The sequence below is a fragment of the Psychrosphaera ytuae genome (assembly GCF_017638545.1).
Classification (GTDB): Bacteria; Pseudomonadota; Gammaproteobacteria; order Enterobacterales; family Alteromonadaceae; genus Psychrosphaera; species Psychrosphaera ytuae.
The window spans coordinates 1,166,996-1,189,841 of the sequence record NZ_CP072110.1 but is presented as its reverse complement, the minus strand read 5'-3'; the positions used below and the strand labels follow the sequence as shown (position 1 = coordinate 1,189,841).

General features: G+C 42.0%; 23 protein-coding genes and 1 tRNA gene. 16 read left to right on the top strand and 8 right to left on the bottom strand.

What is annotated here, in order from left to right; genetic code table 11:
- Positions 1-90: 90 nt before the first annotated feature.
- The 4 genes from J1N51_RS05245 (at position 91) to J1N51_RS05230 (ending at position 3,982) form a co-directional block, all read left to right on the top strand.
- Positions 91-609: a hypothetical protein gene (locus J1N51_RS05245; RefSeq protein ID WP_208832916.1), complete on the top strand. Its 519-nt coding sequence runs from the start codon at positions 91-93 to the stop codon at positions 607-609.
- 20 nt (positions 610-629) lie between these two features.
- Positions 630-2,150 carry a dGTPase gene (gene dgt / locus J1N51_RS05240; protein WP_208832915.1) on the top strand — a complete coding sequence of 507 codons (1,521 nt, stop codon included), beginning with the start codon at positions 630-632 and terminating at the stop codon, positions 2,148-2,150.
- A gap of 84 nt (positions 2,151-2,234) precedes the next feature.
- Positions 2,235-3,434 (top strand): tyrosine--tRNA ligase, encoded by a 1,200-nt coding sequence (gene tyrS / locus J1N51_RS05235; RefSeq protein ID WP_208832914.1) that lies wholly within the window; start codon positions 2,235-2,237, stop codon positions 3,432-3,434.
- 89 nt (positions 3,435-3,523) lie between these two features.
- Positions 3,524-3,982: an ASCH domain-containing protein gene (locus J1N51_RS05230; protein ID WP_208832913.1), complete on the top strand. Its 459-nt coding sequence runs from the start codon at positions 3,524-3,526 to the stop codon at positions 3,980-3,982.
- A 12-nt stretch (positions 3,983-3,994) separates the two neighbouring features.
- On the opposite strand, the gene J1N51_RS05225 is transcribed toward J1N51_RS05230, so the two are convergent.
- Together J1N51_RS05225 and mutH are read right to left on the bottom strand one after the other, a co-directional pair.
- Positions 3,995-4,561, bottom strand: a complete 567-nt coding sequence (locus tag J1N51_RS05225) for a DUF1415 domain-containing protein (RefSeq protein WP_208832912.1) — start codon at positions 4,559-4,561, stop codon at positions 3,995-3,997.
- Positions 4,562-4,566: 5 nt separating this feature from the next.
- Complete coding sequence (gene mutH / locus J1N51_RS05220) at positions 4,567-5,244, bottom strand: DNA mismatch repair endonuclease MutH (protein ID WP_208832911.1); 678 nt, start codon at positions 5,242-5,244, stop codon at positions 4,567-4,569.
- Positions 5,245-5,382: 138 nt separating this feature from the next.
- Here mutH and rppH point away from each other — a divergent pair, with 138 nt between their 5' ends.
- From rppH to J1N51_RS05195, 5 genes are read left to right on the top strand one after another with little or no spacing between them, the layout of a single operon-like run.
- Positions 5,383-5,973: an RNA pyrophosphohydrolase gene (rppH, locus tag J1N51_RS05215; protein ID WP_208833331.1), complete on the top strand. Its 591-nt coding sequence runs from the start codon at positions 5,383-5,385 to the stop codon at positions 5,971-5,973.
- Positions 5,974-5,991: 18 nt separating this feature from the next.
- Complete coding sequence (gene ptsP, locus J1N51_RS05210; protein ID WP_208832910.1) at positions 5,992-8,274, top strand: phosphoenolpyruvate--protein phosphotransferase; 2,283 nt, start codon at positions 5,992-5,994, stop codon at positions 8,272-8,274.
- Between the two features lie 13 nt (positions 8,275-8,287).
- Positions 8,288-9,097 carry a sulfite exporter TauE/SafE family protein gene (locus J1N51_RS05205; RefSeq protein ID WP_208832909.1) on the top strand — a complete coding sequence of 270 codons (810 nt, stop codon included), beginning with the start codon at positions 8,288-8,290 and terminating at the stop codon, positions 9,095-9,097.
- A 32-nt stretch (positions 9,098-9,129) separates the two neighbouring features.
- Complete coding sequence (lgt, locus tag J1N51_RS05200) at positions 9,130-9,915, top strand: prolipoprotein diacylglyceryl transferase (protein ID WP_232842889.1); 786 nt, start codon at positions 9,130-9,132, stop codon at positions 9,913-9,915.
- 9 nt (positions 9,916-9,924) lie between these two features.
- On the top strand, positions 9,925-10,776 hold the full coding sequence (locus J1N51_RS05195; RefSeq protein ID WP_208832907.1) for a thymidylate synthase: 852 nt from the start codon (positions 9,925-9,927) through the stop codon (positions 10,774-10,776).
- 70 nt (positions 10,777-10,846) lie between these two features.
- On the opposite strand, the gene J1N51_RS05190 is transcribed toward J1N51_RS05195, so the two are convergent.
- Positions 10,847-12,217, bottom strand: coding sequence for a serine hydrolase domain-containing protein (locus J1N51_RS05190; RefSeq protein WP_208832906.1), 1,371 nt, complete (start codon positions 12,215-12,217; stop codon positions 10,847-10,849).
- A 264-nt stretch (positions 12,218-12,481) separates the two neighbouring features.
- Here J1N51_RS05190 and J1N51_RS05185 point away from each other — a divergent pair, with 264 nt between their 5' ends.
- The 4 genes from J1N51_RS05185 to J1N51_RS05170 all read left to right on the top strand — a co-directional run bounded on the left by J1N51_RS05185 (position 12,482) and on the right by J1N51_RS05170 (position 17,391).
- Complete coding sequence (locus tag J1N51_RS05185) at positions 12,482-13,723, top strand: sterol desaturase family protein (protein WP_208832905.1); 1,242 nt, start codon at positions 12,482-12,484, stop codon at positions 13,721-13,723.
- 3 nt (positions 13,724-13,726) lie between these two features.
- Complete coding sequence (locus tag J1N51_RS05180; RefSeq protein WP_208832904.1) at positions 13,727-16,198, top strand: TonB-dependent receptor; 2,472 nt, start codon at positions 13,727-13,729, stop codon at positions 16,196-16,198.
- A 111-nt stretch (positions 16,199-16,309) separates the two neighbouring features.
- Complete coding sequence (locus tag J1N51_RS05175) at positions 16,310-17,005, top strand: hypothetical protein (protein WP_208832903.1); 696 nt, start codon at positions 16,310-16,312, stop codon at positions 17,003-17,005.
- Entirely contained in the window at positions 17,002-17,391 is a 390-nt protein-coding gene (locus tag J1N51_RS05170; RefSeq protein ID WP_208832902.1) for a DUF2750 domain-containing protein, read from the top strand. Before J1N51_RS05175 ends, J1N51_RS05170 begins: the two co-directional genes overlap by 4 nt.
- Before the next feature lie 38 nt (positions 17,392-17,429).
- Here J1N51_RS05170 and J1N51_RS05165 read toward each other — a convergent pair whose 3' ends face one another.
- The 3 genes from J1N51_RS05165 to J1N51_RS05155 all read right to left on the bottom strand — a co-directional run bounded on the left by J1N51_RS05165 (position 17,430) and on the right by J1N51_RS05155 (position 19,623).
- A complete protein-coding gene (locus tag J1N51_RS05165; RefSeq protein WP_208832901.1) occupies positions 17,430-18,167 on the bottom strand; it encodes a class I SAM-dependent methyltransferase in 738 nt (245 codons plus the stop codon).
- A gap of 24 nt (positions 18,168-18,191) precedes the next feature.
- Positions 18,192-18,716 (bottom strand): peroxiredoxin, encoded by a 525-nt coding sequence (locus J1N51_RS05160; protein ID WP_208832900.1) that lies wholly within the window; start codon positions 18,714-18,716, stop codon positions 18,192-18,194.
- Positions 18,717-18,795: 79 nt separating this feature from the next.
- Positions 18,796-19,623 carry a putative RNA methyltransferase gene (locus tag J1N51_RS05155; RefSeq protein ID WP_208832899.1) on the bottom strand — a complete coding sequence of 276 codons (828 nt, stop codon included), beginning with the start codon at positions 19,621-19,623 and terminating at the stop codon, positions 18,796-18,798.
- Positions 19,624-19,824: 201 nt separating this feature from the next.
- On the opposite strand from J1N51_RS05155, the gene J1N51_RS05150 reads away from it, so the two are divergent.
- A tRNA-Trp gene (locus tag J1N51_RS05150) sits at positions 19,825-19,901 on the top strand.
- Positions 19,902-19,976: 75 nt separating this feature from the next.
- Here the strand turns inward: J1N51_RS05150 and J1N51_RS05145 are convergent.
- Positions 19,977-20,834: a hypothetical protein gene (locus tag J1N51_RS05145; protein ID WP_208832898.1), complete on the bottom strand. Its 858-nt coding sequence runs from the start codon at positions 20,832-20,834 to the stop codon at positions 19,977-19,979.
- 147 nt (positions 20,835-20,981) lie between these two features.
- Here J1N51_RS05145 and J1N51_RS05140 point away from each other — a divergent pair, with 147 nt between their 5' ends.
- Together J1N51_RS05140 and rimI are read left to right on the top strand one after the other, a co-directional pair.
- Complete coding sequence (locus J1N51_RS05140) at positions 20,982-21,341, top strand: hypothetical protein (protein ID WP_208832897.1); 360 nt, start codon at positions 20,982-20,984, stop codon at positions 21,339-21,341.
- A 25-nt stretch (positions 21,342-21,366) separates the two neighbouring features.
- A complete protein-coding gene (rimI, locus tag J1N51_RS05135; RefSeq protein WP_208832896.1) occupies positions 21,367-21,828 on the top strand; it encodes a ribosomal protein S18-alanine N-acetyltransferase in 462 nt (153 codons plus the stop codon).
- Between the two features lie 26 nt (positions 21,829-21,854).
- Here the strand turns inward: rimI and J1N51_RS05130 are convergent, their stop codons facing one another.
- Positions 21,855-22,823, bottom strand: a complete 969-nt coding sequence (locus J1N51_RS05130; RefSeq protein ID WP_208832895.1) for a carbohydrate kinase family protein — start codon at positions 22,821-22,823, stop codon at positions 21,855-21,857.
- Positions 22,824-22,846 lie beyond the last annotated feature (23 nt).

Below are 22,846 nucleotides of genomic sequence, written 5' to 3'. Positions count from 1 at the left end.
TAAGTTAGCTTTAATTGTTCAAAGGTAGCGCAATTATGCCATGGCAAGCTGTGTTACCGCTAGGCTGTAAATACGAAGTACGGAAAGAGTATGAAGGCAGTAAGACAAATATTAATTGTAGGGTTAATGATATTCGTCAATGGCGAAGTAATGGCTACGGATGGTGAAATTTTTAAATGTGTCGAAAACGGCATAGCTAAGTTTTCTGCTTATCCATGTAAAGACCCATCGAAGCAGCAAGAATATGACATCACTCGTTCTGAATCCATGTCTAGTTATTTGGAGCGCCAACAAAAAAAGCTGCAAGAGAAACTGGACGAACGTCAAGCCAGAGCAGAGCAATATATAGACGGCTACCCTGGTATGCCAGACAATATCCGAACGGCAATTTTGGACTGTAAAGTAGTTCGAGGCATGACTCGTAAACAAGTTTATATGTCTTGGAATGTCATGCCCGAAAGTAGCCGTAAGCAGGTGAGTGTGGCAAACTCCTTGACCTATTTCACCTACAAAAAAGCCCCTGTGTGCATGAACGAAAAGTTTCGATATGCGGATTTGACGTTTGATAACCGCACCAATTTACTGGTGGGCTGGAATATCCAATATTAAAAGAGTCTTGGATACACTCAATGAATTTTAACGAAAAAATAAAGATCACTCGCCCTTACTCTAAAAAAAACAAGTCCTCTGAAGGAACTTCGACCGACAAGAACGTCGTTTCAACATCTGAGGATAATGGCTATAAAGATGCATTTTATTTTGCGGATCAGTTTGAAAGTGATCGAGGCCGAATCATTCAATCTGCAGCAATACGCCGTTTACAACAAAAAACACAGGTTTTTCCTTTAGAAAAAAACTCCGCAGTCCGCTCGCGTTTAACTCACTCGTTAGAAGTTCAACAAACTGGGCGTCACATTGTACGTACAATTTTTAAAAAGCTGTCTAAAGGAGAAGCCGAGCGAATCGGGATCAGTCAATTTGAACGAGAAATTGAGACTTTAGTAGAAATGGCGTGCCTGATGCACGATATCGGTAACCCACCATTTGGCCACTTTGGAGAGTCGGCGATTAACCATTGGTTTGAAAAGCACTTAGATCAACATCATGTGTTTAGCCAAGCTAATGACAAAATGCTGGGGCTACAGCTAAAAATGGAACTCAAGAGTTTTGAGGGTAATGCTCAAGCATTTCGGATCATCTTTAATTTACTCAAGCTCAACTTAACCTTTTCTCAAGCGGCCAGTATTTTAAAATACACAAGAAGTGGCCTTGAGCGCAGACCAGAAAAAGACAAACCGCTCTCTTATCTCAAAAAGAAGGTTGGCTACTACTACTCTGAAATTGAAGACATCAAAGCGATGCAGAGTGAACTGGCAATAAAAGACGGCCATCGTTTTCCTTTGGCGTATTTAATGGAAGCGGCTGACGATATCAGCTATTGCCTTGCTGATATTGAAGATGGTGTCGAAAAAGGATTACTTGATTGCCCGTCATTGGCCAAAAAGTTACTAGATACGTTTAACAACATAGCTAAAGAACAAGCAGACACACCACTCAATCGCAACAAAACTTTCGCAGATGCCATTGATTATGCGCTTTATCGCAGTAATAAAGAGCCGGTTAATAAAGCCCATGAATTTTTTGTCTGGTTACGGGTACAGTTAATCCACCCTTTAGTAGAACATGCAGCAGATAACTTCATTGAAAATATTGAACAAGTCTATGACGGTAGTTTTAATTCAGCATTGTTAGAGGACGACAGTGTTTACCATCACGTCATTGAGACGTTTAAACAAGTCGCCATTAAATATATTTTTAGTACCAATGAAGTTGAAACAAAAGAGCTACAGGGTTATCGAATTATCACTGGTTTGTTAGATGCGTATGCGCCTCTATTAACTTATCCTCATGATAAGTTTATTGCAATGGTAGATGGCTCTGAACGAGGTGGCTTGATTGAGGCCCGATTGTACAAGCGATTACCTAAAAAGCACCTTAAAGCTTACTTACAGATAGTTGAGAGTTTGCGTGATAAACCAGATTTTAAGTTATTTGAGTTTTATTACCGTTGTCGTTTATTGCAAGACTTTGTTAGTGGAATGACAGACCAATTTGCTTTGGATGAAGCTGCAAAGTTTTCCTCGATATAACGGCAGACAAGTGACAAAAGACCCCGCTTGCAGTAGACTGCAAGCCTTATTTTTTATTCAGAATTTAAAAGCAAAGCACACACCATGACGGATATTAAGCAAGCGTTTGCAGAGATCAAACGCGGCGCAGATGAAATTCTGCCAGAACAAGAGTTATTAGAGAAATTAGAGTCTGGTAAGCCATTGAAAATCAAAGCTGGTTTTGATCCAACGGCACCAGATCTTCACTTAGGTCACACGGTTCTTATCAATAAGTTAAAAACCTTCCAGGACTTAGGTCATGAAGTTATCTTTTTGATTGGTGACTTTACCGGCTTAATCGGTGATCCGACTGGTAAAAGCGCGACTCGTAAGCCATTGACCAAAGAAGATGTGCTGCGCAATGCTGAAACATATAAAGAGCAGGTCTTTAAGATTTTAGACCCAGCCAAAACGACTATCGCTTTCAATTCAGAATGGTTCGATAAGTTTGGCGCTGCCGATATGATCAAACTTGCTGCCCGCCAAACGGTTGCACGTATGTTAGAGCGTGACGACTTTAAAAAGCGTTATGCTGGTGGTCAATCAATTGCAATTCACGAGTTTTTGTACCCGTTGGTTCAAGGTTGGGACTCAGTGGCGCTTGAAGCTGATGTCGAGCTAGGCGGCACTGACCAAAGATTTAACTTGTTAATGGGTCGTGAACTACAAAAAGAAGAAGGTCAAAAACCTCAAGCGGTGTTAATGATGCCACTACTTGAAGGTTTGGATGGCGTTCAAAAGATGTCTAAATCACTGAACAACTATATTGGTATTACTGATGCACCAAACGATATGTTTGGTAAAGTGATGTCGATTTCTGATGAATTGATGTGGCGCTACTACGATTTGTTAAGCTTCCGTCCTATCGCTGAAATCGAAGGACTAAAAGCAAAAGTGGCAGAGGGCGCAAACCCACGCGACATTAAGATTGACTTAGCCAAAGAATTGATTGCACGTTTTCATTCAGAAGATGATGCAGAGCAGGCGCATCAAGATTTCATCAAGCGTTTCCAAAAAAATGCACTACCAGATGAAATACCTGAGATGTCTGTATCAGCGACAGAAGCTATGCCAATTGCTAATCTATTAAAAGAAGCTGGGCTTGTTGCGTCAACATCTGAAGCAAACCGTATGATCAAACAAGGTGCGGTTAAATTAGATGGTAAAGAAAAAGTATCGGATGCCAAAATGATGGTTGAGTTAGGTACAACTCAAATTTATCAAGTAGGTAAGCGTAAATTTGCCAAAGTCACATTGGGCTAATTACTGCTTGTGATTATTTAGTAAATTCAGCACAAAGCCAGTCTGTGAAAACAAGCTGGCTTTTTTATTATTAGGAGTTATTTGGGGATATGAAAAACGCGTCAGTTGCGGCCATGTGCCGTGATTATTTTCAGTTAATTGATGAACCTGAGCGTGAGCTTGCCCACTGGTACTTTTGTGATAATCAAAAAGACGCTGATGAGTGTGCAGAGCTGGTACTACAAGGTGTTAAAAGAGCTACATCTCCTTCTTTGTGGTGGCATCAATCCTCTGGCGAGCCACTCGCCAAACCTGGCGATCTCAATGTTGTTACTAATTGGCAAGGAGATGCCGTGTGTATTATTGAAACCGTGGCAGTCAATGTTGTGCCGTTTTCTGAAATTACAGCTGAGTATGCGTTTTTAGAAGGTGAAGGCGATAAGAGTTTAAGCTATTGGCAACGAGTTCATTGGGACTATTATCACCGTGAACTCGAAGGGACAGGGTTTGTACCAAGCCAGACGATGCCAATTGTCTGTGAAGAATTTCGAGTGGTTTTTCCAACTTAAAAGCGAAGGTTTTTATTGACCGTTAAACAGAGTTTTCATTTGTTGCTCTGTGAGTGACTCTACCACTTCGATATTTCTCTCAGGTATCGCTTCTGAGTTTGGATACTGTTTAAGTACTCGGCTCATAGAGTCTTCTCTAATCAAATGAATAATGGGTACTGGCGAACGGTTAGTGTAGTTCTCTCGATCATTAACTTCGGTGCCATCAAATTGATAATTGGGATGAAAGCTGGCTAACTGAAATTTGCCCTCGTAACCGAAGTTTTCTAGTGTCATTTGGCAGACATCCAAAAAGCCAAGATAGTCATCAAACTGCTCAAGACCTACTGGGATGGCGAATAAGGTTGTGTCTGTTTCGGCTGCAGGTGTGTTTGCTAATAAGGTCATTTCTTCGATGAATAAATCAAGCAGTGTATTCGTGTCTGCGCTTGTCGCGATGCTTAATCTAATTTGATTTTGAGCACGTGGCTTTTTGGCAAACGGGCATAGGTTTAGCCCAATCACGACCGAGTCCAACCATTGGTAAATCGCTTGTTCTATTTTTGCTTGCTCGAGTGTAAATGATGTAGGCTGAGTCACGGGCATTAATCCAATTGAAATTGTTGCTTAAACAGTGATTGCGTAAATTGAGTACGTAGATAAAAGCCTTTAGGTGGGGCTTTGGTAGGTGCGCCGTCTGCGCCAATTGCATCAGTTCGTACTGAGCTGTCGGCTGCTTTAGGCCGAAGTTGTAACAATTGGCCATGCTTTGCAGTGATTTTATCGTGATGTCCTAACACAATAAGGTCTGTGAGCTCTAACCAATCGGCTTTAAGAACTTGTTCTGTGACTTCATCCATTTTCCACAAAAATGGCATCGCAACAGTGCGATTAGGGATAGGAATCTGACGCTCAGCAATAATCGGCACCCATAACACATGACTTAGTTTTTTATAAACGACACTGTCTCGCCACTCTTGGCCTGCAGGCATCATCAGTGGTGCGACTGAGACAAACGTAGTCTCAAGAGGTTTACCAAGCTGATTAATCGGAACCGTTTTTAACTCAATACCTAATTCTTGAAAATCTGGCTCGGGCAAATTGCCTGCACTTGCCCCTAAATACGCTTCGAGCAACTGACCGCTCCAACCTTTTTCTACTAACAAGTTTTCGGGTACTTCGACACCGAGTTCGTCAGCGAGCTCACCTAGGGTAAGGCCGGCCATCGCATCAATTCGATCTTGTAATTCTTCAATAGTTTTAGGCGGTTTGGGTAAATTCATAACAAATCGGTCAGTTTTTCTATGGCGATATTATCTCTATTCCATTTAATTGTGGCTAGCGTTAATTTGGGTTTGCGCTCGATGGGTGTTTGTGGAAGAATCAAATCATATATAAAGAAATATTTGACAGGTGAAACTGTGATTGATGCCGAGGGCTTTCGACCCAATGTTGGCATCGTGATTTGCAACCACAAAGGTCAAGTTTTTTGGGCACGCCGATACGGTCAGCACTCCTGGCAGTATCCACAAGGCGGGGTAGACGATGGTGAAACACCAGAACAGACCATGTACCGAGAACTTGAGGAAGAAGTGGGGCTTAAGCCAGAAGACGTAGAGATTTTGGCGGTGAGTAAAAACTGGTTGCGCTACCGACTTCCGAAAAGGCTGATCCGAAGAGACAGCATGCCGGTTTGTATAGGTCAAAAGCAAAAGTGGTTTTTATTGCGCTTGCGATGCAAAGAATCCGATGTAGATTTATTAAAGACGAGTCATCCTGAGTTTGATGACTGGCGTTGGGTTAGTTATTGGTACCCAATTCGCAATGTCGTCTCTTTTAAACGCGATGTATATCGTCGTGTAATGAAAGAGTTTGCTCCCATCGTCATGCCAATGGGAAGGCAACAAACGACCAAAGGTGAGTTTTCTGGTCACAAAACTTCTAGCCACAGATACAAGAGGCGTAGCCAGAAGTCCCATCAGCAAAGGAACAAGCAACAAAAACAACGATAGAGTTCAAATTGAAATCCAATGTTAAATGACCTTAGACGTATCACCCATAACTTTGTACAGGAGCCAAATCTTGAGTTGGCCCTTGGCAATTTGGTAAGTGACATAAAGGCTTGTTTAAATACCGATGTTTGCTCTATCTATCTCGTTGAGGACAAACAAAGACTCCTCAAGCTCCAAGCTTCTGACGGGTTAAACCCCAAAGCCGTTGGCAAGACGGTAATGCGTTTTGACGAAGGCTTAACTGGGTGGGTCGCCGAACGTGGCGAGCCCATCAAAGTTCACAATGCGACCAATCACCCTAGATTTAAACAATTTACCGACATAGAAGAAGACGTTTATTCAGGTTTCCTCGGTGTGCCGATCATGCATCGACGGCAAGTACTTGGGGTGATATCGATTCAACAAACCGAATCTCGTCATTTTGAACAGCAAGAAGAAGCGTTTCTGGTTACTTTGAGTGCCCAGTTGGCTTCTACTTTTGCCAACGTCAGTATTCGTCTTCGCAATGTTGGACAAGACTCTGCCGTTGATCATTCTGGTTTGGTTTTACAAGGTGTATCGGGTGCGAGCGGTATTGGTATTGGTCATTCTTATTTAGTCCAAACCAAAATTGAATTTTCTGATGTGTCGCTCAAAAAGGTAGCGGCGCCAGAACCTGAAAAAGCTCGCTATTTTAATGCGGTCGAAAAAACCAAAGCCGACATTATTCAAATGACTCAGCGTATGGCTGAGCAGTTACCCAAAGATGCATTAGCGATTTTTGATGTGTATCAGCAACTTCTTGATGCGGCGAGTTTAGGCAATGAAATCGTCGACAAAATCAATCAAGGTTGGTGCGCAGTATCAGCGCTAAAAATTGTCTCTGAACATTACGTCGCCGAATTCGAAAAAATGGAAGACCCTTACATTCGCGAACGCGCAGTGGATGTAAAAGACTTAAGTCGACGTTTGCTCGAGTATTTAACGGTTCAGCAAGGCGTCAAGCCTACCGTTCCTCACTCGGCGATAGTGATTGCCGAAGAAGTTACTGCCTCCATGTTGGCTGAGATCCCGCGAGAACAAATCAAAGGCATAGTTTCACTAAAAGGGGCAGAAAACTCCCACGCTGCAATAATGGCACGTGCACTGGGTATTCCTGCGGTTATGGGCCTTCGTGATGTACCTCTATTGTCCTTGGATGACACTGACATTATCGTTGACGGTTATAGTGGCCAGGTCTTTATTACTCCCAACGAAACCATAGTCGAAGAATACAAAAAGTTAGAGTCGGAAGACATTGCCTTTACTGACCTACTAAAACGAGAAGCAGACGAGTTTGCTCAAACCTTATGCGGTCACAGAGTGTCTTTATACATCAACTCTGGTATGGGGTTTGACAGTGATATTGCCGAGCAACAACACATTGAAGGTATCGGACTTTATCGAACCGAATATTTGTTTATGATGCGTCAGCGTTTTCCGTCAGAGTCTGAACAACAATCGTTTTATCAACAAGTCCTGGCCGACTTTGAAGGTAAGCCAGTAGTAATGCGTACTCTAGATGTTGGTGGTGATAAACAACTGCCTTATTTCCCCATTGTCGAAGAAAATCCATTTTTAGGTTGGCGTGGTATCAGATTAACCTTAGACCACCCTGAGATCTTTTTGGTACAAGTTCGCGCTATGATCAAAGCAAACTTGATGACCAATAATTTGCATATAATGCTGCCAATGATTTGTGACGTCGGTGAAGTGGACGAAGCAAACCGATTGATTAATCAGGCGTTTAACGAAGTCAGAATCGAAGTCCTCGAAGCCGACCCAAATGCCAAATTGATCAAGCCGAAAGTCGGGATCATGATTGAAGTACCGAGTATGTTATTCCAGCTCGATAAACTTAAGGGCAAAGTGGATTTTTGTTCAATTGGTACTAATGATCTGACTCAATACTTGTTAGCCGTCGATAGAAACAACGACAAAGTAGCGTCATTATACGACTCTTATCATCCTACGGTATTGGCTGCGATTAAACGAATCGCTGATATGACTAAAGACGCTGGCATTCCTTGTAGCGTCTGTGGTGAGCTGGCAGGCGATCCAGGTGGTGCTATGCTATTAACAGGGATGGGCTTTACTCAACTTAGTATGAATACGCAAAACGTATTACGAGTAAAGTGGGTACTAAAAAAAGCCCAATTAGAATGCCTCGAACAACTGGTTGAAGACGTACTTCATTGCAACCGTCCTGATCAGGTAAAATTCCGAGTAAATCGAACAATCTTAAACATTGGCGCCGCTAGCTTACTCAGAGCGGGCAAATAAAGTTGGATATTCCGTGGTAGAAATTCTCTATTTTATGCCGTTTATAGGTATCATCGCTGGCTTTCTTTCCGGATTGTTGGGTATCGGTGGCGGTATTATAATTATCCCTGCCTTATTGTATTTGTTGCCTATCATCCCACAAGTAGATAACTCTAATGTCGCGCTGATCGCGATTGCAACTTCTCTGTTTACCATTTGTATAACCGCTTTTTCTTCTGGGCGCAGTCATTACAAACAAGGTAACGTCAGTTGGTCTATGGCCAAGCCTGTCGTTGTAGCTGTCGCGATTTCTGCCATCATAGCGTCACAAATTGCGGTTATGTTAACCACAGCTTGGCTGACAAAGATCTTTTCTATCTTACTTATTTTGTTAGCAATTCAAATGTGGCGTGGTAAACACGACGTTACCTGTGAGAAAAAAAGGGTAACCAAGACGCAGTTAGTGGGTGGTGGTGTATTGACCGGATCTTTGGCATCGCTGGCGGGACTCGGTGGAGGCGCTATTCTCGTGCCCTACATGACCTATATTGGCGTTCCTATCCGAAAAGCGATAGCAACAGCCGCTATCAGTGGAGTTGCGGTAGCCTTATTTGGCAGCATTGGCTATTTACTGGCTGGGTGGCAATGGACTGATTCTGTTTATTTTTGGGGTTATGTGCATTGGCCATCGGCGTTTACAATTATGGCATTCTCCTATTTTGCTGCACCATGGGGTGTGAAAGCAGGACAAAAATTGCAACAAGTGCAACTTAAAAAGGTATTTGCAGTCTTTATGATGTTGGTATCGGTTAAATTATTATTAGAGGTATTTCAGGTTTGGTAGATCCGATTATTTTTCCACAAATTGACCCAGTGATGTTTTCTATTGGGCCCTTGTCGGTACATTGGTACGGAATGATGTACTTAGTCGGGTTGGGCTGTGCATATTTTTTAGCGATGCGAGAGGTCAAAGCTGGACGTTCGCCATTTACAGAACAACAAGTCAGTGACCTATTGTTTTACGGCTTCATGGGCGCCGTTTTAGGCGGGCGATTAGGGTATGTGTTCTTTTATCAATTCGAACGATTTGTCGAAGACCCTATGTACTTATTTATGATCACTCAAGGTGGTATGTCGTTCCACGGCGGTTTGTTGGGTGTTTTGACGGTTTTGTTAATAATAAGTCGAAAGACCAAATTAAGCTTTTTACAAATCGGTGACTTTGTTGCTCCATTAGTACCAATTGGTCTGGGAGCAGGGCGTTTGGGCAACTTTATCAATGGTGAACTGTGGGGACGTACGACTGACGTACCATGGGGAATTGTGTTTCCAACTGGTGGGCCTTTACCTCGTCACCCGTCTCAGCTCTATGAGTTTTTCTTAGAAGGGTTAGTGTTGTTCGGTATTTTGTATTGGTTTAGTCGCAAGCCTCGCCAAGTCGGTGCTGCAAGTGGAATATTCTTATTGGGTTATGGTTCGTTCCGATTTATCGTTGAATACTTCAGACAACCTGATGATCATTTGGGGCTATTAACTTTAGGCATGTCTATGGGACAATGGCTGTCGCTACCAATGGCCATTGCCGGAGGAGTATTGATGGTTTGGGCGCTGAAAACTCAGCCTAAAGGTATCAACGGAAAATTAGAACAAGCAGCAGCGTAGGACGCCAGAATGAGACAGTATTTAGATTTGTGTCGTCGCATTATTGACGAAGGTGAATGGGTTGAAAACGAACGTACTGGTAAGCGTTGCTTAACGGTCATCAATGCCGAGTTAACCTATGATGTAGCCAATAATAAGTTTCCTCTTATCACAACGCGAAAAAGCTTTTGGAAAGCAGCTATTGCTGAATTATTAGGTTACTTACGTGGTTATGATAACGCCGCCGATTTTCGTGCGATAGGTTGTAATACTTGGAATGCTAATGCCAACGAAAACCAGGCTTGGCTTAACAACCCTCACCGCAAAGGTGAGGATGACATGGGACGTGTTTACGGTGTTCAAGGTCGTAAGTGGGCCAAACCAGATGGCGGTCATGTAGACCAACTTAAAAAAATCATCGATGACTTAAAAAAGGGCATCGATGACCGTGGCGAAATCCTCTCTTTTTACAACCCGGGCGAGTTTCATATGGGGTGTTTACGTCCTTGTATGCACACTCATACTTTTTCATTGTTAGGTGACACCTTGTACCTGACCAGTTATCAGCGTTCTTGTGACGTTCCGTTAGGGCTGAACTTTAACCAAGTGCAGTGTTTTGTTTTATTGGCACTGGTTGCACAGATAACTGGGCATAAGCCGGGTAAGGCATATCACAAAATAGTCAATGCTCACATTTATGAAGATCAGCTAGAGCTAATGCGTGATGTTCAGCTTAAACGCGAACCGTTTGAGCCACCACAACTTAAAATTAACCCTGATATTAAGTCATTAGAAGATATAGAGACTTGGGTTACTCTAGATGACTTTGAGGTTGTTGGGTATCAACACCATGAAGCGATTCAATATCCTTTTTCGGTGTAATGTGTCATAACATCAAATAAAAACGGAGCACCAGCTCCGTTTTTATTAGTAGGCTTTTATGCTGTCCTTATCAAAACAGACGGAGTAATTCTGCAGTGTTCTCTGCCATTGGATATTCACCACTGCTCCAACCTAATCTGACAAACACTAGTCGTTCTGATGGGATTATCATCACAAATTGCTTTCGGTTTCCCATCATGGCGTACGCGTCTTTCGGCAATTGCGGCCAGCGTAACATGTCGTCACCTCTATTGAGCCAAAATTGATACCCGTAGGCCTTTTCGTTTTCGCTTTGATTAGGAGATGTCGCTCGTTTGACCCAGTCGGCTGACAACAAGCGCTGGTTATTAATTTGCCCCTGGTTTGCCATAAGCCAACCTAGACGAGCCCAATCTTCTGCGGTAGCAAATAGGTATGAGCTAGCAATAGGAATACCACTGGCATCGGGTTCAAAAAATACCTTTTTAATCCCAAGGGGTTTTAATAATTCATTGTCCATAAAGGCATAAAGTGAATCGGGTTTATCGTTAAATGATTGAACTAAGTAACGTGCGAGCAAATTACTTGTCCCCGACGAATACGAGAAGTGACTGCCAGGCTTGTGAGCCAGCGTACTTTGCAGAGCTACTTCAGAGGCACTTGGCGCGGTGAATAACATGCGGGTCGCATCGCTGCCTGGTGCGTAATCTTCACTAAAGTCTAAACCACTAGTCATCGTAAGTAGTTGCTCTACGGATATTTCTTTTCGTTGGTCTTGCCATATTTCAAATAAGTTATTTTGCTGAGGATTAAGTATCTCTAAATATTCAGCTCGCCCCGCGGTCATCGCTATGACACTTTTGGCCATCGACCAACCAAGTAATAATGTATTGTTGTTAAAGCCAGACGCATAAGATTCGGCTAAGAGCTTGCCATCCTTAATCACCACCATAGCTCTAGATTGGAGACCCTGTTGATTGTCCCGCTGGCGTATTTGATCGAGTCCTTGTTGAATCTTGATGTCGATGTCACCTCTGGCACTACCTTGGGGCCACGATTGCTCTGATGCTAAACTATCACTTAAAAAGCGCGGTGATTGAGGCGTTTGACTATCGGTATTTTGAGCTTTGTTGTAACCTTTATATTTGACTGAACATCCATAACGCGGTTCGAATTCAGCCACTGTCTCTGCAAGTCCATATAAGTTAGCAGTTACACGTTTGTTTTTACTAAAGTCTAATTCGACTAACTGAGTGACTGGCGAATAAGAACTTAAATCCTGTCTAATTTGCGATTCCGAAAACCCACTAATGAAATGGCCGCTACAAGCGATCTTTGCACTTAAGCTAGTTGCCACTTTTACGGCATGACCTAGGTGCCAGATATTAAACCCCAAAACAAGTGGTGGAATTGCGAACAAAATAATTAACAAAGTAAATAAAGGCAAAGCGAGCTTTTTCATGTGTTTCTCAAAGTTAATTAACATAACTGATAGTTGTATTTTGTTATACCGAATTGACAAAAGTGTTTCACTAATAAAAACAATAAATTAAACAAAAAATAACAAAACTGTCATCGTACATATTTTGTAACATTTGACTGTGAGGTTTCTGCTTAAACTTATATTTTGGGAGATAGACAAAAGGGGCTCATATGATAATCTAAATTTACGACGTCCGATGTGTTGTGGTTTTTACATCGGATATTATAAATTTAAGAAACCATTATGAATTACGTAGCACTAGCGATTCCGTTTTTCTTACTGCTTATTGTCGTCGAATTAATTGTTGATCAATGGCGCAAAACGAAAACGTACAGCATTAACGATACCGTAAACTCTCTCCACGTTGGTATTCTAAGTCAAGTCTCCGGCCTCTCTCGAAAGTTACTTCAATTTAGTGCATATGCTCTACTGTTTGAGCACGTAGCAGTGTTTAATTTAGGCACTGAGTCGGCGTGGGTATGGGTTTTTGCGTTTGTGGCATATGACTTTTGCTATTACTGGTACCATCGGATGTCACATGAAATCAATGGTCTTTGGGCTGCTCATGTGGTTCATCACCAGTCAGAAGAATACAACCTAAGCACGGCGCTACGACAGACAAGTGGCGGGATTGTAGGTTTTGTTTTTTATTTGCCCTTGGCCGTTATTGGCATCGATCCAGTTATATTGATTTCGGTTGGATCTCTCAATCTCATATATCAATTTTGGGTTCACACCCGTCACATAGACAAAATGCCAAATTGGTATGAAGCAGTATTTGTAACACCCAGTAACCACCGGGTTCATCACGCACAAAACCCTGTCTATTTAGATAAAAATTACGGCGGTGTATTCATTCTTTGGGATAGGTTTTTTAATACTTACCATCCAGAATTAAAAGATGAGCCAGTAATTTTTGGGGTGACTAAACCGCTTGCAAGTTGGAATCCAATTTGGGCAAATCTAGAAGTATATTGGGGCTTGTTGCTCGACTCATTACGCACCAAAAAGTGGTCAGATAAATTAAAAGTTTGGTATGCAAGGACTGGCTGGCGCCCCGCTGATGTCAGCGACTCACACCCATACCCCAAATTCGATCCGTATAAATTAGTTAAATATGATGTTGAATCGACTTGGTCACAAAAACTATATGTACTGTTTCAACACTTGAGTACGTTGGGCTTTGTGTTGGTCATTTTGTACCAAGCGCCGGGAAAATCAGCGGCCGATATAATGACAACGTTATTTGTTGTGGCCTATGGCTTATTTAGCTTGGGTATGATCCAGCAACACCAACGCTTTTCTTTTGTTATCGAATTTATAAAACTCATGATATGGGGCGCATTTGCGCTGTATGGCCCCTTCGTCTACCCAGTCAGCGCGACAATTATCGCTTTATGGTGTGTGGCTAGTGCAGTTTGGCTCGTAATTAGCTACAAGTTTGTAAATAAAATAATAATTAAATCAACTGTGTCAGGGAATTAACACATGCAGTCAAAAGATCAAAACGCATTCAATACGCCTCATTATTCTAAACTAACACAAGCAATTCTGGGTGCGCTCACTCTTGTTTCTACCTCGACTATGGCCAATGAAACTGATGCCGAAGAGAGCACAGCTAAAAAAGAAGGCTTAGAGGTCATTCAAGTTACTGCCCAAAAGCGCGTTGAAAGCATTCAAGACGTACCTATTGCCATTACTGCATTTGGTGATGCTGACATTGAAAAAATGGGTATTCAAAACGCCAATGATTTAGGCCTTTTGACTCCGGGCCTCGAAACAAATAATGCGACAGCGACGCAGACCACTTTTAATATTCGTGGTATTACGACTAATGACATGGGTATCGGATTAGACGCTGCAGTTGCCGTGTATATAGATGGTGTTTATGTCGGACGTCGAGGTTCATCCAATATAAACTTTAATGATGTTGAACGGGTCGAGGTGCTAAAAGGTCCACAAGGTACCTTGTTTGGTCGAAATGCAGCAGCTGGTGCGATTCACATCATTACTAAAAAGCCCGCAGGCGACAATGAGGGCATGGTTAAATTTACCATTGGTAATTATAACAAGCGCAAAATCGAAATGTCCGCCGACTTAAAAATAAACGAAGATTGGTCATTCCGAGGTGGCTTTAATTCTAACTATCGCGGTGGCTATTTAGATGTTGTAGATAGTAAAGAGCGATACGGTACCCAAGAAGACTGGTCTATTCGTGGTTCATGGTTATGGAACAAAAACGCAGATACAGAAGTTATTATTCGAGCTGATTTTAACGATACTAATCAGCAAGGTAGACCAGCTGTTACATTAAACACGAGTTTTGGTAGTGGCGACCCATTTGCGCCTATCGAATATGACTTTGAGGGCTTAGAAACACGCGAAGCATATGGTGCGTCAGTTGAAGTTAATCATGACATGGGTGATATGACGTTTACTTCGATTTCTGGTTTTAGAGCATTTGAACGCTACAATGCGATGGAAGATGATGGTTCTGCTTTTACTAGAGCTTACTTCGAAAGCATTCTAATTGAAGACCAAACTCAGTTAAGCCAAGAGTTTCGATTAGTGGGTAGTCATGGCGACCTAAAATGGACAGCAGGCTCGACTTTTTATTATGAAGATATCAAACAAGACGTTGTCGCGACTTTTAATACATTGAGTTTTGATTCATTGGCAGTGGTTCAGTTAGGCCTTGACCCGCGAATTGTACCTGACTTCCCATTTGGTCAAGGTGTTGCAGGAGCTTATATGACACTAGGTCCATTAGAAGCTCAACAAGTGATTGGTCGTGAAATTCAGCGTCGAATGATGGCTGGTGAGAGTTTTGAATCTGCTCAAGCCGCAGTGGGCAACGAACTTGTTAATGCCAATATCACACGTTTATTTGGTCAACACACAGAAACGTTTGAACATTCAGCCACGACTACGAGTGTGGCACTTTACTTTGACGGTACTTATGCTGTTACTGATAAGCTTGATGTCACTTTAGGTGGTCGTTTTACCTATGACGATAAAGAGTTTTCTTTATTCTCAGCGCCACAAAACTTCTTTACTGTGCCATATGAAAACTTAGGTGAAGTACCTTTGGCCGTCGCTTTTCAACCTGAGCAAGCTGAGCAGGCAGAAAACTGGTCTAAGTTTACACCTCGCTTTGTTATCGACTACAAGTGGACCGATTCGTTTATGACTTATGCGTCATACGCAGAAGGCTTTAAGTCGGGTGGTTTCAACGGGTTAGGTGAAGCTCCTCCAGTAAAAGAGGAAACAGTTACAAACACGGAAATTGGCTTTAAATCTAGCTGGTTTGACAATCGATTCCGCTTAAATGCGTCGGTATTTGATTACGAATACACAAACTTACAACAATTAGAACTATTTGGGTCGCCAGTACCAACCTATAACTTGCGAAATGTCGACGCAGAAGGTGATGGTTATGATGTCGAAATGGTTTGGCAGGTTACCCCAGATTTAATCTTGACGGCAAACCATGGTAAGACGATAGCGGAATACACTAAGTGGGACTTCTTCCCTGGTGAAGATCAAAGTGACAGCCGCGTAGGCGAACCAATCTCTGGTATGCCAGAAGGCCAAAGCAACGTTCGTTTGGATTACTTTTTTGAAGGCTTAAATGGTCAGTGGAATTTCCATGTAAGTTGGGCTAAAACAGGTGAAAGAACGCAAGGTGTAGAGGGACCAGAACTCGCAGTGATGCCATTTGAACCGGGTAGCGTAACGGGTATTAACCCAAATGGACGTATCTCAGGTTACAGTCTTGTGAATACACGTTTAAGCTGGCAAAGTGACAATCATCCAATTTTTGTTGCCGCTTATATAAGCAATGCAACGGATGAAAAATACTTAATTCAAACTGGTGGACAAGCAATGGCTTTGGGTTCTCCGATAGCTACGCCTGCGCTACCTAGAATGTTTGGTTTTGAATTTGGTATGGAATTTTAAATCGTAAATACCTCGATGTATTCGCGTTGAGTCGCATAGAGCGACAAACAGAACAGTGCGAAATGAGGCCCCAGGATAAGCTCTGGGGCCTTTTTATTTTAAGGAATGTATATGCAATATATAGACAGTGCAGCTGAAGTACTGTTGTGTTTGGTATTAATTAGTTTTGCGTTTAGTGTAATTAAATCAACGCGCTTGGCGAGCCCACACCGATTTTGGTTGGCGTTAGCCTTGTTGTTTATCGCAGTAACTGCGGCGTTTGGTGCCGTTCGTTTTGCTGGAGAGTTGTCGGTTGTACCTACCCATAACTTGTTATCACAACTAAGTACCCAAGTAGCAATGGTTGTTTACGTATGCTTATTACCTGTGATTCTTATTAGCTATACTGATAGTGAAGCATCCGTTTGTGATCGCAGGGGACAGTTAGATGAATTAAAGATAGCACGGGCTGGGATTGCGCTGTTACTCATAGGATTACTGATTGCCGTAGCTCGAGGGTTGATGTCAATTTCTCTACCGTCATTGTTTACCGATATCGTAATTTTTTTGGGCATGGTGTTGTTTTGGCTTCAAGTTCGAATGAAGATGTTGGCTGTTGTGGCCACGCTTTGCTTGCTTCTTGTGCCTTTAACCACCTTGCTGCCTGTTGATGACGATATTCATATGGCATTATTTCACTTGTTTTTAGCGGTACATTTTGGACTGGTTCGTTGGGCTGTTTTTTCTCACAAAAATCACACAAACCCTGCGCATTTGTCGAAGATTGATTTACAATCCAAGGTGAATCATCAAAGAGGCGTGTTATGAGTTTAGATCAACAAAGAATGACCGAGATCGCAAGTTGGGGTCAAGACAAGCGTTTGAAGTATTTGTTAAAACAAATGATCGAACAACAACAAGTATGGATCTTAACCGACGAACACGGTGCGGTAATGCTGACTACTGAAGACGAAGACTGCATTCCAGTGTGGCCTCATCAGGAGTTTGCAATGCAATGGGCAACCGGTGACTGGCAAGGCTTCGAGCCAAAGGCAATTAGCTTAAAAGACTGGCAATCCAAATGGACGCACGGGTTAGAAGACGATGAAATTGCGGTGGTTGTTTTTCCACTTCCAGAAGAAGATGGGATCTTGTTAGACCCAGCTGAACTTCACTACGAAATTGAAGAGCAACGACGCAAAGTTCATCCTTAAAATCTTGCTATTGATAGACGTCATTGGCAATGAGCCAGTTATTGCTTGTGTAAAAAAATGACGTCTTTATCGACAAATTCTACCGAAAATCCAAACTGTTGAGCAATCCACTCAAAGGTTTCTTTACTGTAAAACGAGACATGAGTTTGGTCATTTTTATAATGCCAATGGGCAAACCTGTCTTGGTCTATAACCAGTTTTGTCATAATTGCTATTATGCCGCCAGGTTTGATCAATTGCAGTAATATTGGCAAAGACGCCTTTGGTTGATTAAAGTGTTCGACAACTTCTGTGCAGGTAACAAAGTCGTATTTTTTGTTGAGCTTGTCAGAGTTAGGATAGTAATAAATATCGTATACATCGGTATCGATGCCAAGTCGATTTAGCTCTGTAGCTAAAGCTGGACCTGGGCCACAACCAAAATCTAAACCTGATAAATTTGCATTGCTTTTATGTGCCGGTTTGATTAAAAGCTTATCGTTCGAAACCGAACCAAACTCTTCCGCTTTTTCTAATTTACCCAGTGCCGCTAACAGAGGTTTACCTACTCGACTAAGAAATCGGAGGTAGCCTACATCACTCACATTATTTTCGTGTTTGTCGTATTCGGCCTTTTCATCATCGCAAGATAAATGCTGGTGTAGAGGTACAAATACTAGATGACACATTGAGCACTTGAAGTAATCTCTGCGTTTATCACTGTGATAAGCGCTGACTGCTGTCGACTCACATAAAATACACGAATTAGACTCGCAGCTAGAACCAGAAGTGCTCATAATTTCCTTTACCAAACCCTTGAATTAGCTTTTATCAAAGCCAAGCATCTTCATATATTTAGCCATGTCTTCTGCCGAGGTAGCAGGACGTACGTTTTTGTCGATCATGACAATTTTGCCTGTTTTGTCGATGTAAAATGTATGGCGCTTGGCGTAACCCATAAAGCTAACATCGTATGCATCAGCAACTTCACCTTCTGGATCGCTTAACAAAGGAAAGTCTGCTTTGGTTTCTTGTGCAAAAAGGGTGTTATCCGATACATCATCTGTACTGGCCATGAAGTATTGGGCGTTGAAATTTTTAAGTAAGTGGCCGTTTTCCGCTAATGATTTACATTCGATGGTACAGCCTGATGTAAAGGCTTTGGGAAACCAAGCAAGAACAACGGCTTTGTTTCCTTTGTAATCAGAAAGTGAGTAGGTTTTACCGTCACTACCAACCATACTGAAATCGGGCGCCATATCACCCACTTTCAAATCAGCCGATGCAGCACCGCTAAACAAAAGCGTTGCAGATAACGCGATTGTAGATAAAAGAGATTTAACCATGATGTTGTTCCTTTCGTTTTGTCGTAGACAACTTTTATGTGGAGTTGTGTGATTAACGCTTTGTTTTACGTCATTTTAATCACGATCGATCAGCGCGTTTTGCAACAACCTTGAACTGACTGATGACAAAATCAAGAGTTACAGAAAACGGTAGGTTTGCCAATATATTTTGTTTTGCAGGAGCCGAAATCTTCCAACCAAACGGAGTCATAGTAAGTAGGTCAGACACTGCACTTGCTGTCGTTAAAGTGATTGTTTTATTTATACGTTGTTGCTCAACCACATCAAAACCCACAGGAGGGGTAGGCGAGGTGTGTTGCTCTGGTGTTGAGTAAATAGCTTTCTTTAGTTCTATCAGGTGATCAGGACCTGGTGCGACTGAAACAATACAGCCTTGGTCAGTTAGTATTCGTTGGCATTCTTCACCCACAAGAGGGGCAAATACATTGGCAATAACGTCAATTTGTTGATCGGTAAATGGCAAATGCGCATTAGTTGCAACGGCGTAGTGAACGCCTTTATTGCGTTTGGCTGCGTATTTTACTGCCGCTTTGGAAATATCAATACCATACGTTTGAGCTGAGGTCGCAACTTGTATCGCGTCTGTGTAATAGCCTTCTCCACAGCCAAGGTCAACTAAAGTTTGTGGGGATAGCTTTTTTATCGTATCGACCAGACTTTGTTGTAAAAATTCATACGCACCTGTTTGTAAGAACGCACGACGAGCTAATACCATATCTTTATCGTCACCCGGTTGAAGCGATTTCTTTTGCTGAACAGGGAGTAAGTTGACGTAACCTTCTTTAGCGTAATCAAAACTGTGATTTTGTTCACACTTAAGCGTATTGTCTATTCGCGACAGTGGTGCAGAGCAAAGAGGGCAGGAAAAAGCAGCTGGTAGAGTCATAACAGGTCTTTGGGCTTTTAAAAGTAATACCGCAATTATACCTATAGGTTATTCAATATGATAGAAACGGTAGGATAAGAAATGTTGTGGGTATTTTTATAATTGGCGAATAAAACAGCGAACAGGCCAAAAAAGTGAAAATAGTTGTTTTTGAGGCTTTACCTTGACCGTTGGCTGAGTATAATTGCCGGACTTCGATGCAGGGGCGTAGTTCCAATTGGTAGAACAGCGGTCTCCAAAACCGATGGTTGGGGGTTCGAGTCCCTCCGCCCCTGCCAAGTCGAAGAAGACCGATTTACAAAAAGCACTCATTGAAGTGCTTTTTTGCATTTTGGCACTTAGAACAGCGGTCTCTACTTTTCTCCTAACACCTTTTTGTCATACCAGTATTGATAGTTCGGGTATTCACTCATCCAGAAATCAAGATGCTTCTGATAGCTTTCCGAGTTAATCACTTTTGTTTTGAGTGCCTCGTTAATGACCTTTAGAGCCTCCGTTGAAAATTCAGGATTTTGTGCGGAGCAACCAACAGCTCCAACGATAAATTGTTCGGCCTGCTTAATCGGTATATAAGTTAGATTGTTATAACCTCGCTTTTTAAACAATTGGAGTGTGGTCGGATAGTCAATCGTATAATCAATTCGTCCACGTGACATTAGCTCAGCAATCGCCGTTGTTGACTCATTAGAATTATGAGAGAAGATCGCATTTCTAAAGGCTGGTAAAGGGCTAATAATACTATGTAATTCGCCGTATCTTCGCGCCGCCTCTTTGCCGAATTTCCACTGGGGGTTATTCATTAACTCAACAATGTCGATTGGCGAGTCTCCTACATTTAACTTTTGAGCAAGCTCTTTGGTCGTGATTAAAACAAATGGTGGAAATATAAGAGCTGGTTCTGAATAAATAACTCTGTCTGATGGTTGGGCGTTGTGAATCATGCAAGGAAAGCAAACGGAGTCACCTGTGGCGAGCATCTTTCCGATTCGAGTTTGTGGAACTACGTGCGTTTCGAAATGAACGTTTTTTATATTGGATTGAAGGTGCTCTACTAGTCCATCACAAATACCATTACCGGCTAACGAGCCTTGTGAAATGTGGAAAGGAGGCGTATCACTAACCAACCAAGTGATGTTTAACTTAGGCTGGGTTGCCATACTTGGCAGACTTATAAATAAAGTGATTAAAAATAGTAACGTCAAAAATCGCACACAGACCTCTTTCATATACATCAGAGAAAGATACACAATAAATACTGTACCTAGTTAATATACGCTTTCATTATAAAGCGTCAATCTCAATGGCTAAAAAGTCACAAATCGGATAACATCTGAATTAGTTTAAGAAGAAGGCATATTATGTATACCGCACATCAGATAGATTGTTTAAAGCAAATGGGAGTTGAGTTTTTTAGTACTCGCAATGCAACAATTACAGATACTGCCAATGTCAAACAAGGGGCGCGAACTGTAATCGAGGAAGAACTCTCAATCGAGTTTGCAGATACATTTATCACAGATCTCAAAGTGCTCTTTCCAAAACTTCAGGTTGAAGGTTCAGTCTTAAAGCTTAGTGATAGCTTTAAATGGCGCTTTCAGCCTGGCACGACTCGTTTAATTGCAACCAAAACACAGTTGATTTCCCCAGCAATAGAATCACTAACTGTAAAAGACTGGCAACAAATTTGGAGTCATTTGTCGTTACATTCCTCGTTTTGATGTACCTCAGATTTAAGACGTAATTTTGAAAACTAAACTCGAAGAACTTAATCATTCCCATATTTCTGAATTAGCAGCGATAGAAGTTTCTGCCCATGTCACACCATGGACAGAAAAGATTATTCGGCAAAGCTTTGGGCCAAGAAGTCACAATGTTGGTTTGTTTGAGGTGGATCGAGGCCAATACAGGTTGATTGGATACTATTTTTCAGACCATATTGCTGGGGAAGTTTCGTTAGAAAATATTTGTATTTCTGAAGCATACCAGGGGAGAGGATTAAGTAAATTGCTGATGGCAAACCTTATTGAGCACAGCAAACAAATCGGCGCGACAGAGATTTGGTTGGAAGTGCGTTCCTCTAATACCCCAGCGATCGCACTTTACGAGGCTTATGGATTTTCTCAAGAGGGCGTGAGATCCAAATATTACACTATCCCCGACTCTTCACTTAAAGAAGACGCGCTAATGATGAAATTAGCGCTTTGAGAGATATGTTTTACTTTGATACAGCATTAAAGTGACGTTGCATTACCTGAGACTAACTCAGCGGTTGGCAAAGATGCAAAAGCACCTTTTGCTTGGCTGGTTAGAGCACCGCATTGGGCTCCAAATTTTGCCGCATTTATTGCGAGTTTCTCAGTACTAATTCCTTTCAATAAACTGGTTTCGTCTAGGCTAGTTAAATCTGAAATAGCTTTCAAAAAGCCAGCAATAAAGCTATCTCCTGCAGCTGTGGTATCGACAGCTTTTATGGTCGGCACCTTTGTTTCGGCTTGAAAATCAGATGATAATAGTTTTATTTCATTGGGGCCGTCAGTAACAATAATGAGCTTAGGTCCAAGAGCCAGTAACTTTTGTAGGTAAGTTGGATATGGGGTGTCTGACAAGTCGGCTAAGTATTCGGCCTCTTCTTTACTCACTTTAATCAAGTTTGCGTATTGTGCTGCCACTTCTACGCGCTCGGTAAGTTGAGTCATATCTTGCCACAATTGAGCTCTAACGTTTACATCAAAGCTTATGAGTGTGTTTGATTCTTTAGCTTTTTTTAATGCGTACTCTGTGTGTTGGTACATTAGCTCGGTAGTTAAGGTGTTAGAACAAAAATGCATAATATCCATTTCTCGCCAGTCTATGCGCTTTAGAGTGTCTAAAGAATATTGAGTATCAGCGGTATTCTCTCGATAAAAGTTAAACGACCGCTCGCCATCAGAGTCCAATGTAACTAAAACTAAAGCAGTGCTTTCGTCTCGTAACTCAACAAAATCCTGTTTAACGCCAAACTGTGTTAAATCGTGACTGAGCTTTTGACCAAGGTCATCCTTACTGAGACCACCGGCAAAAAAGCTAGAACCTCCCAACTTACTGTATGCTACGGCAACATTCGCAGGCGCACCTCCAGGCAAGGGTAAATATTGGCTGGCAGTGTTGTCTGTAGGGATAAAATCGATGAGGGCTTCACCAAAGCTCAACAGTGTGTGCATATAAGACTCCAAAAAAATGGAGG

Bases quoted from the DNA above. Each gene is read 5' to 3' on its own strand.
- J1N51_RS05245 (WP_208832916.1), top strand. From the start codon at position 91: ATGAAGGCAGTAAGACAAATATTAATTGTAGGGTTAATGATATTCGTC.
- dgt (WP_208832915.1), top strand. From the start codon at position 630: ATGAATTTTAACGAAAAAATAAAGATCACTCGCCCTTACTCTAAAAAA.
- tyrS (WP_208832914.1), top strand. From the start codon at position 2,235: ATGACGGATATTAAGCAAGCGTTTGCAGAGATCAAACGCGGCGCAGAT.
- J1N51_RS05230 (WP_208832913.1), top strand. From the start codon at position 3,524: ATGAAAAACGCGTCAGTTGCGGCCATGTGCCGTGATTATTTTCAGTTA.
- mutH (WP_208832911.1), bottom strand. From the start codon at position 5,244: ATGAATTTACCCAAACCGCCTAAAACTATTGAAGAATTACAAGATCGA.
- ptsP (WP_208832910.1), top strand. From the start codon at position 5,992: ATGTTAAATGACCTTAGACGTATCACCCATAACTTTGTACAGGAGCCA.
- lgt (WP_232842889.1), top strand. From the start codon at position 9,130: ATGTTTTCTATTGGGCCCTTGTCGGTACATTGGTACGGAATGATGTAC.
- J1N51_RS05195 (WP_208832907.1), top strand. From the start codon at position 9,925: ATGAGACAGTATTTAGATTTGTGTCGTCGCATTATTGACGAAGGTGAA.
- J1N51_RS05190 (WP_208832906.1), bottom strand. From the start codon at position 12,217: ATGAAAAAGCTCGCTTTGCCTTTATTTACTTTGTTAATTATTTTGTTC.
- J1N51_RS05185 (WP_208832905.1), top strand. From the start codon at position 12,482: ATGAATTACGTAGCACTAGCGATTCCGTTTTTCTTACTGCTTATTGTC.
- J1N51_RS05180 (WP_208832904.1), top strand. From the start codon at position 13,727: ATGCAGTCAAAAGATCAAAACGCATTCAATACGCCTCATTATTCTAAA.
- J1N51_RS05175 (WP_208832903.1), top strand. From the start codon at position 16,310: ATGCAATATATAGACAGTGCAGCTGAAGTACTGTTGTGTTTGGTATTA.
- J1N51_RS05170 (WP_208832902.1), top strand. From the start codon at position 17,002: ATGAGTTTAGATCAACAAAGAATGACCGAGATCGCAAGTTGGGGTCAA.
- J1N51_RS05165 (WP_208832901.1), bottom strand. From the start codon at position 18,167: ATGAGCACTTCTGGTTCTAGCTGCGAGTCTAATTCGTGTATTTTATGT.
- J1N51_RS05160 (WP_208832900.1), bottom strand. From the start codon at position 18,716: ATGGTTAAATCTCTTTTATCTACAATCGCGTTATCTGCAACGCTTTTG.
- J1N51_RS05155 (WP_208832899.1), bottom strand. From the start codon at position 19,623: ATGACTCTACCAGCTGCTTTTTCCTGCCCTCTTTGCTCTGCACCACTG.
- J1N51_RS05140 (WP_208832897.1), top strand. From the start codon at position 20,982: ATGTATACCGCACATCAGATAGATTGTTTAAAGCAAATGGGAGTTGAG.
- J1N51_RS05130 (WP_208832895.1), bottom strand. From the start codon at position 22,823: ATGCACACACTGTTGAGCTTTGGTGAAGCCCTCATCGATTTTATCCCT.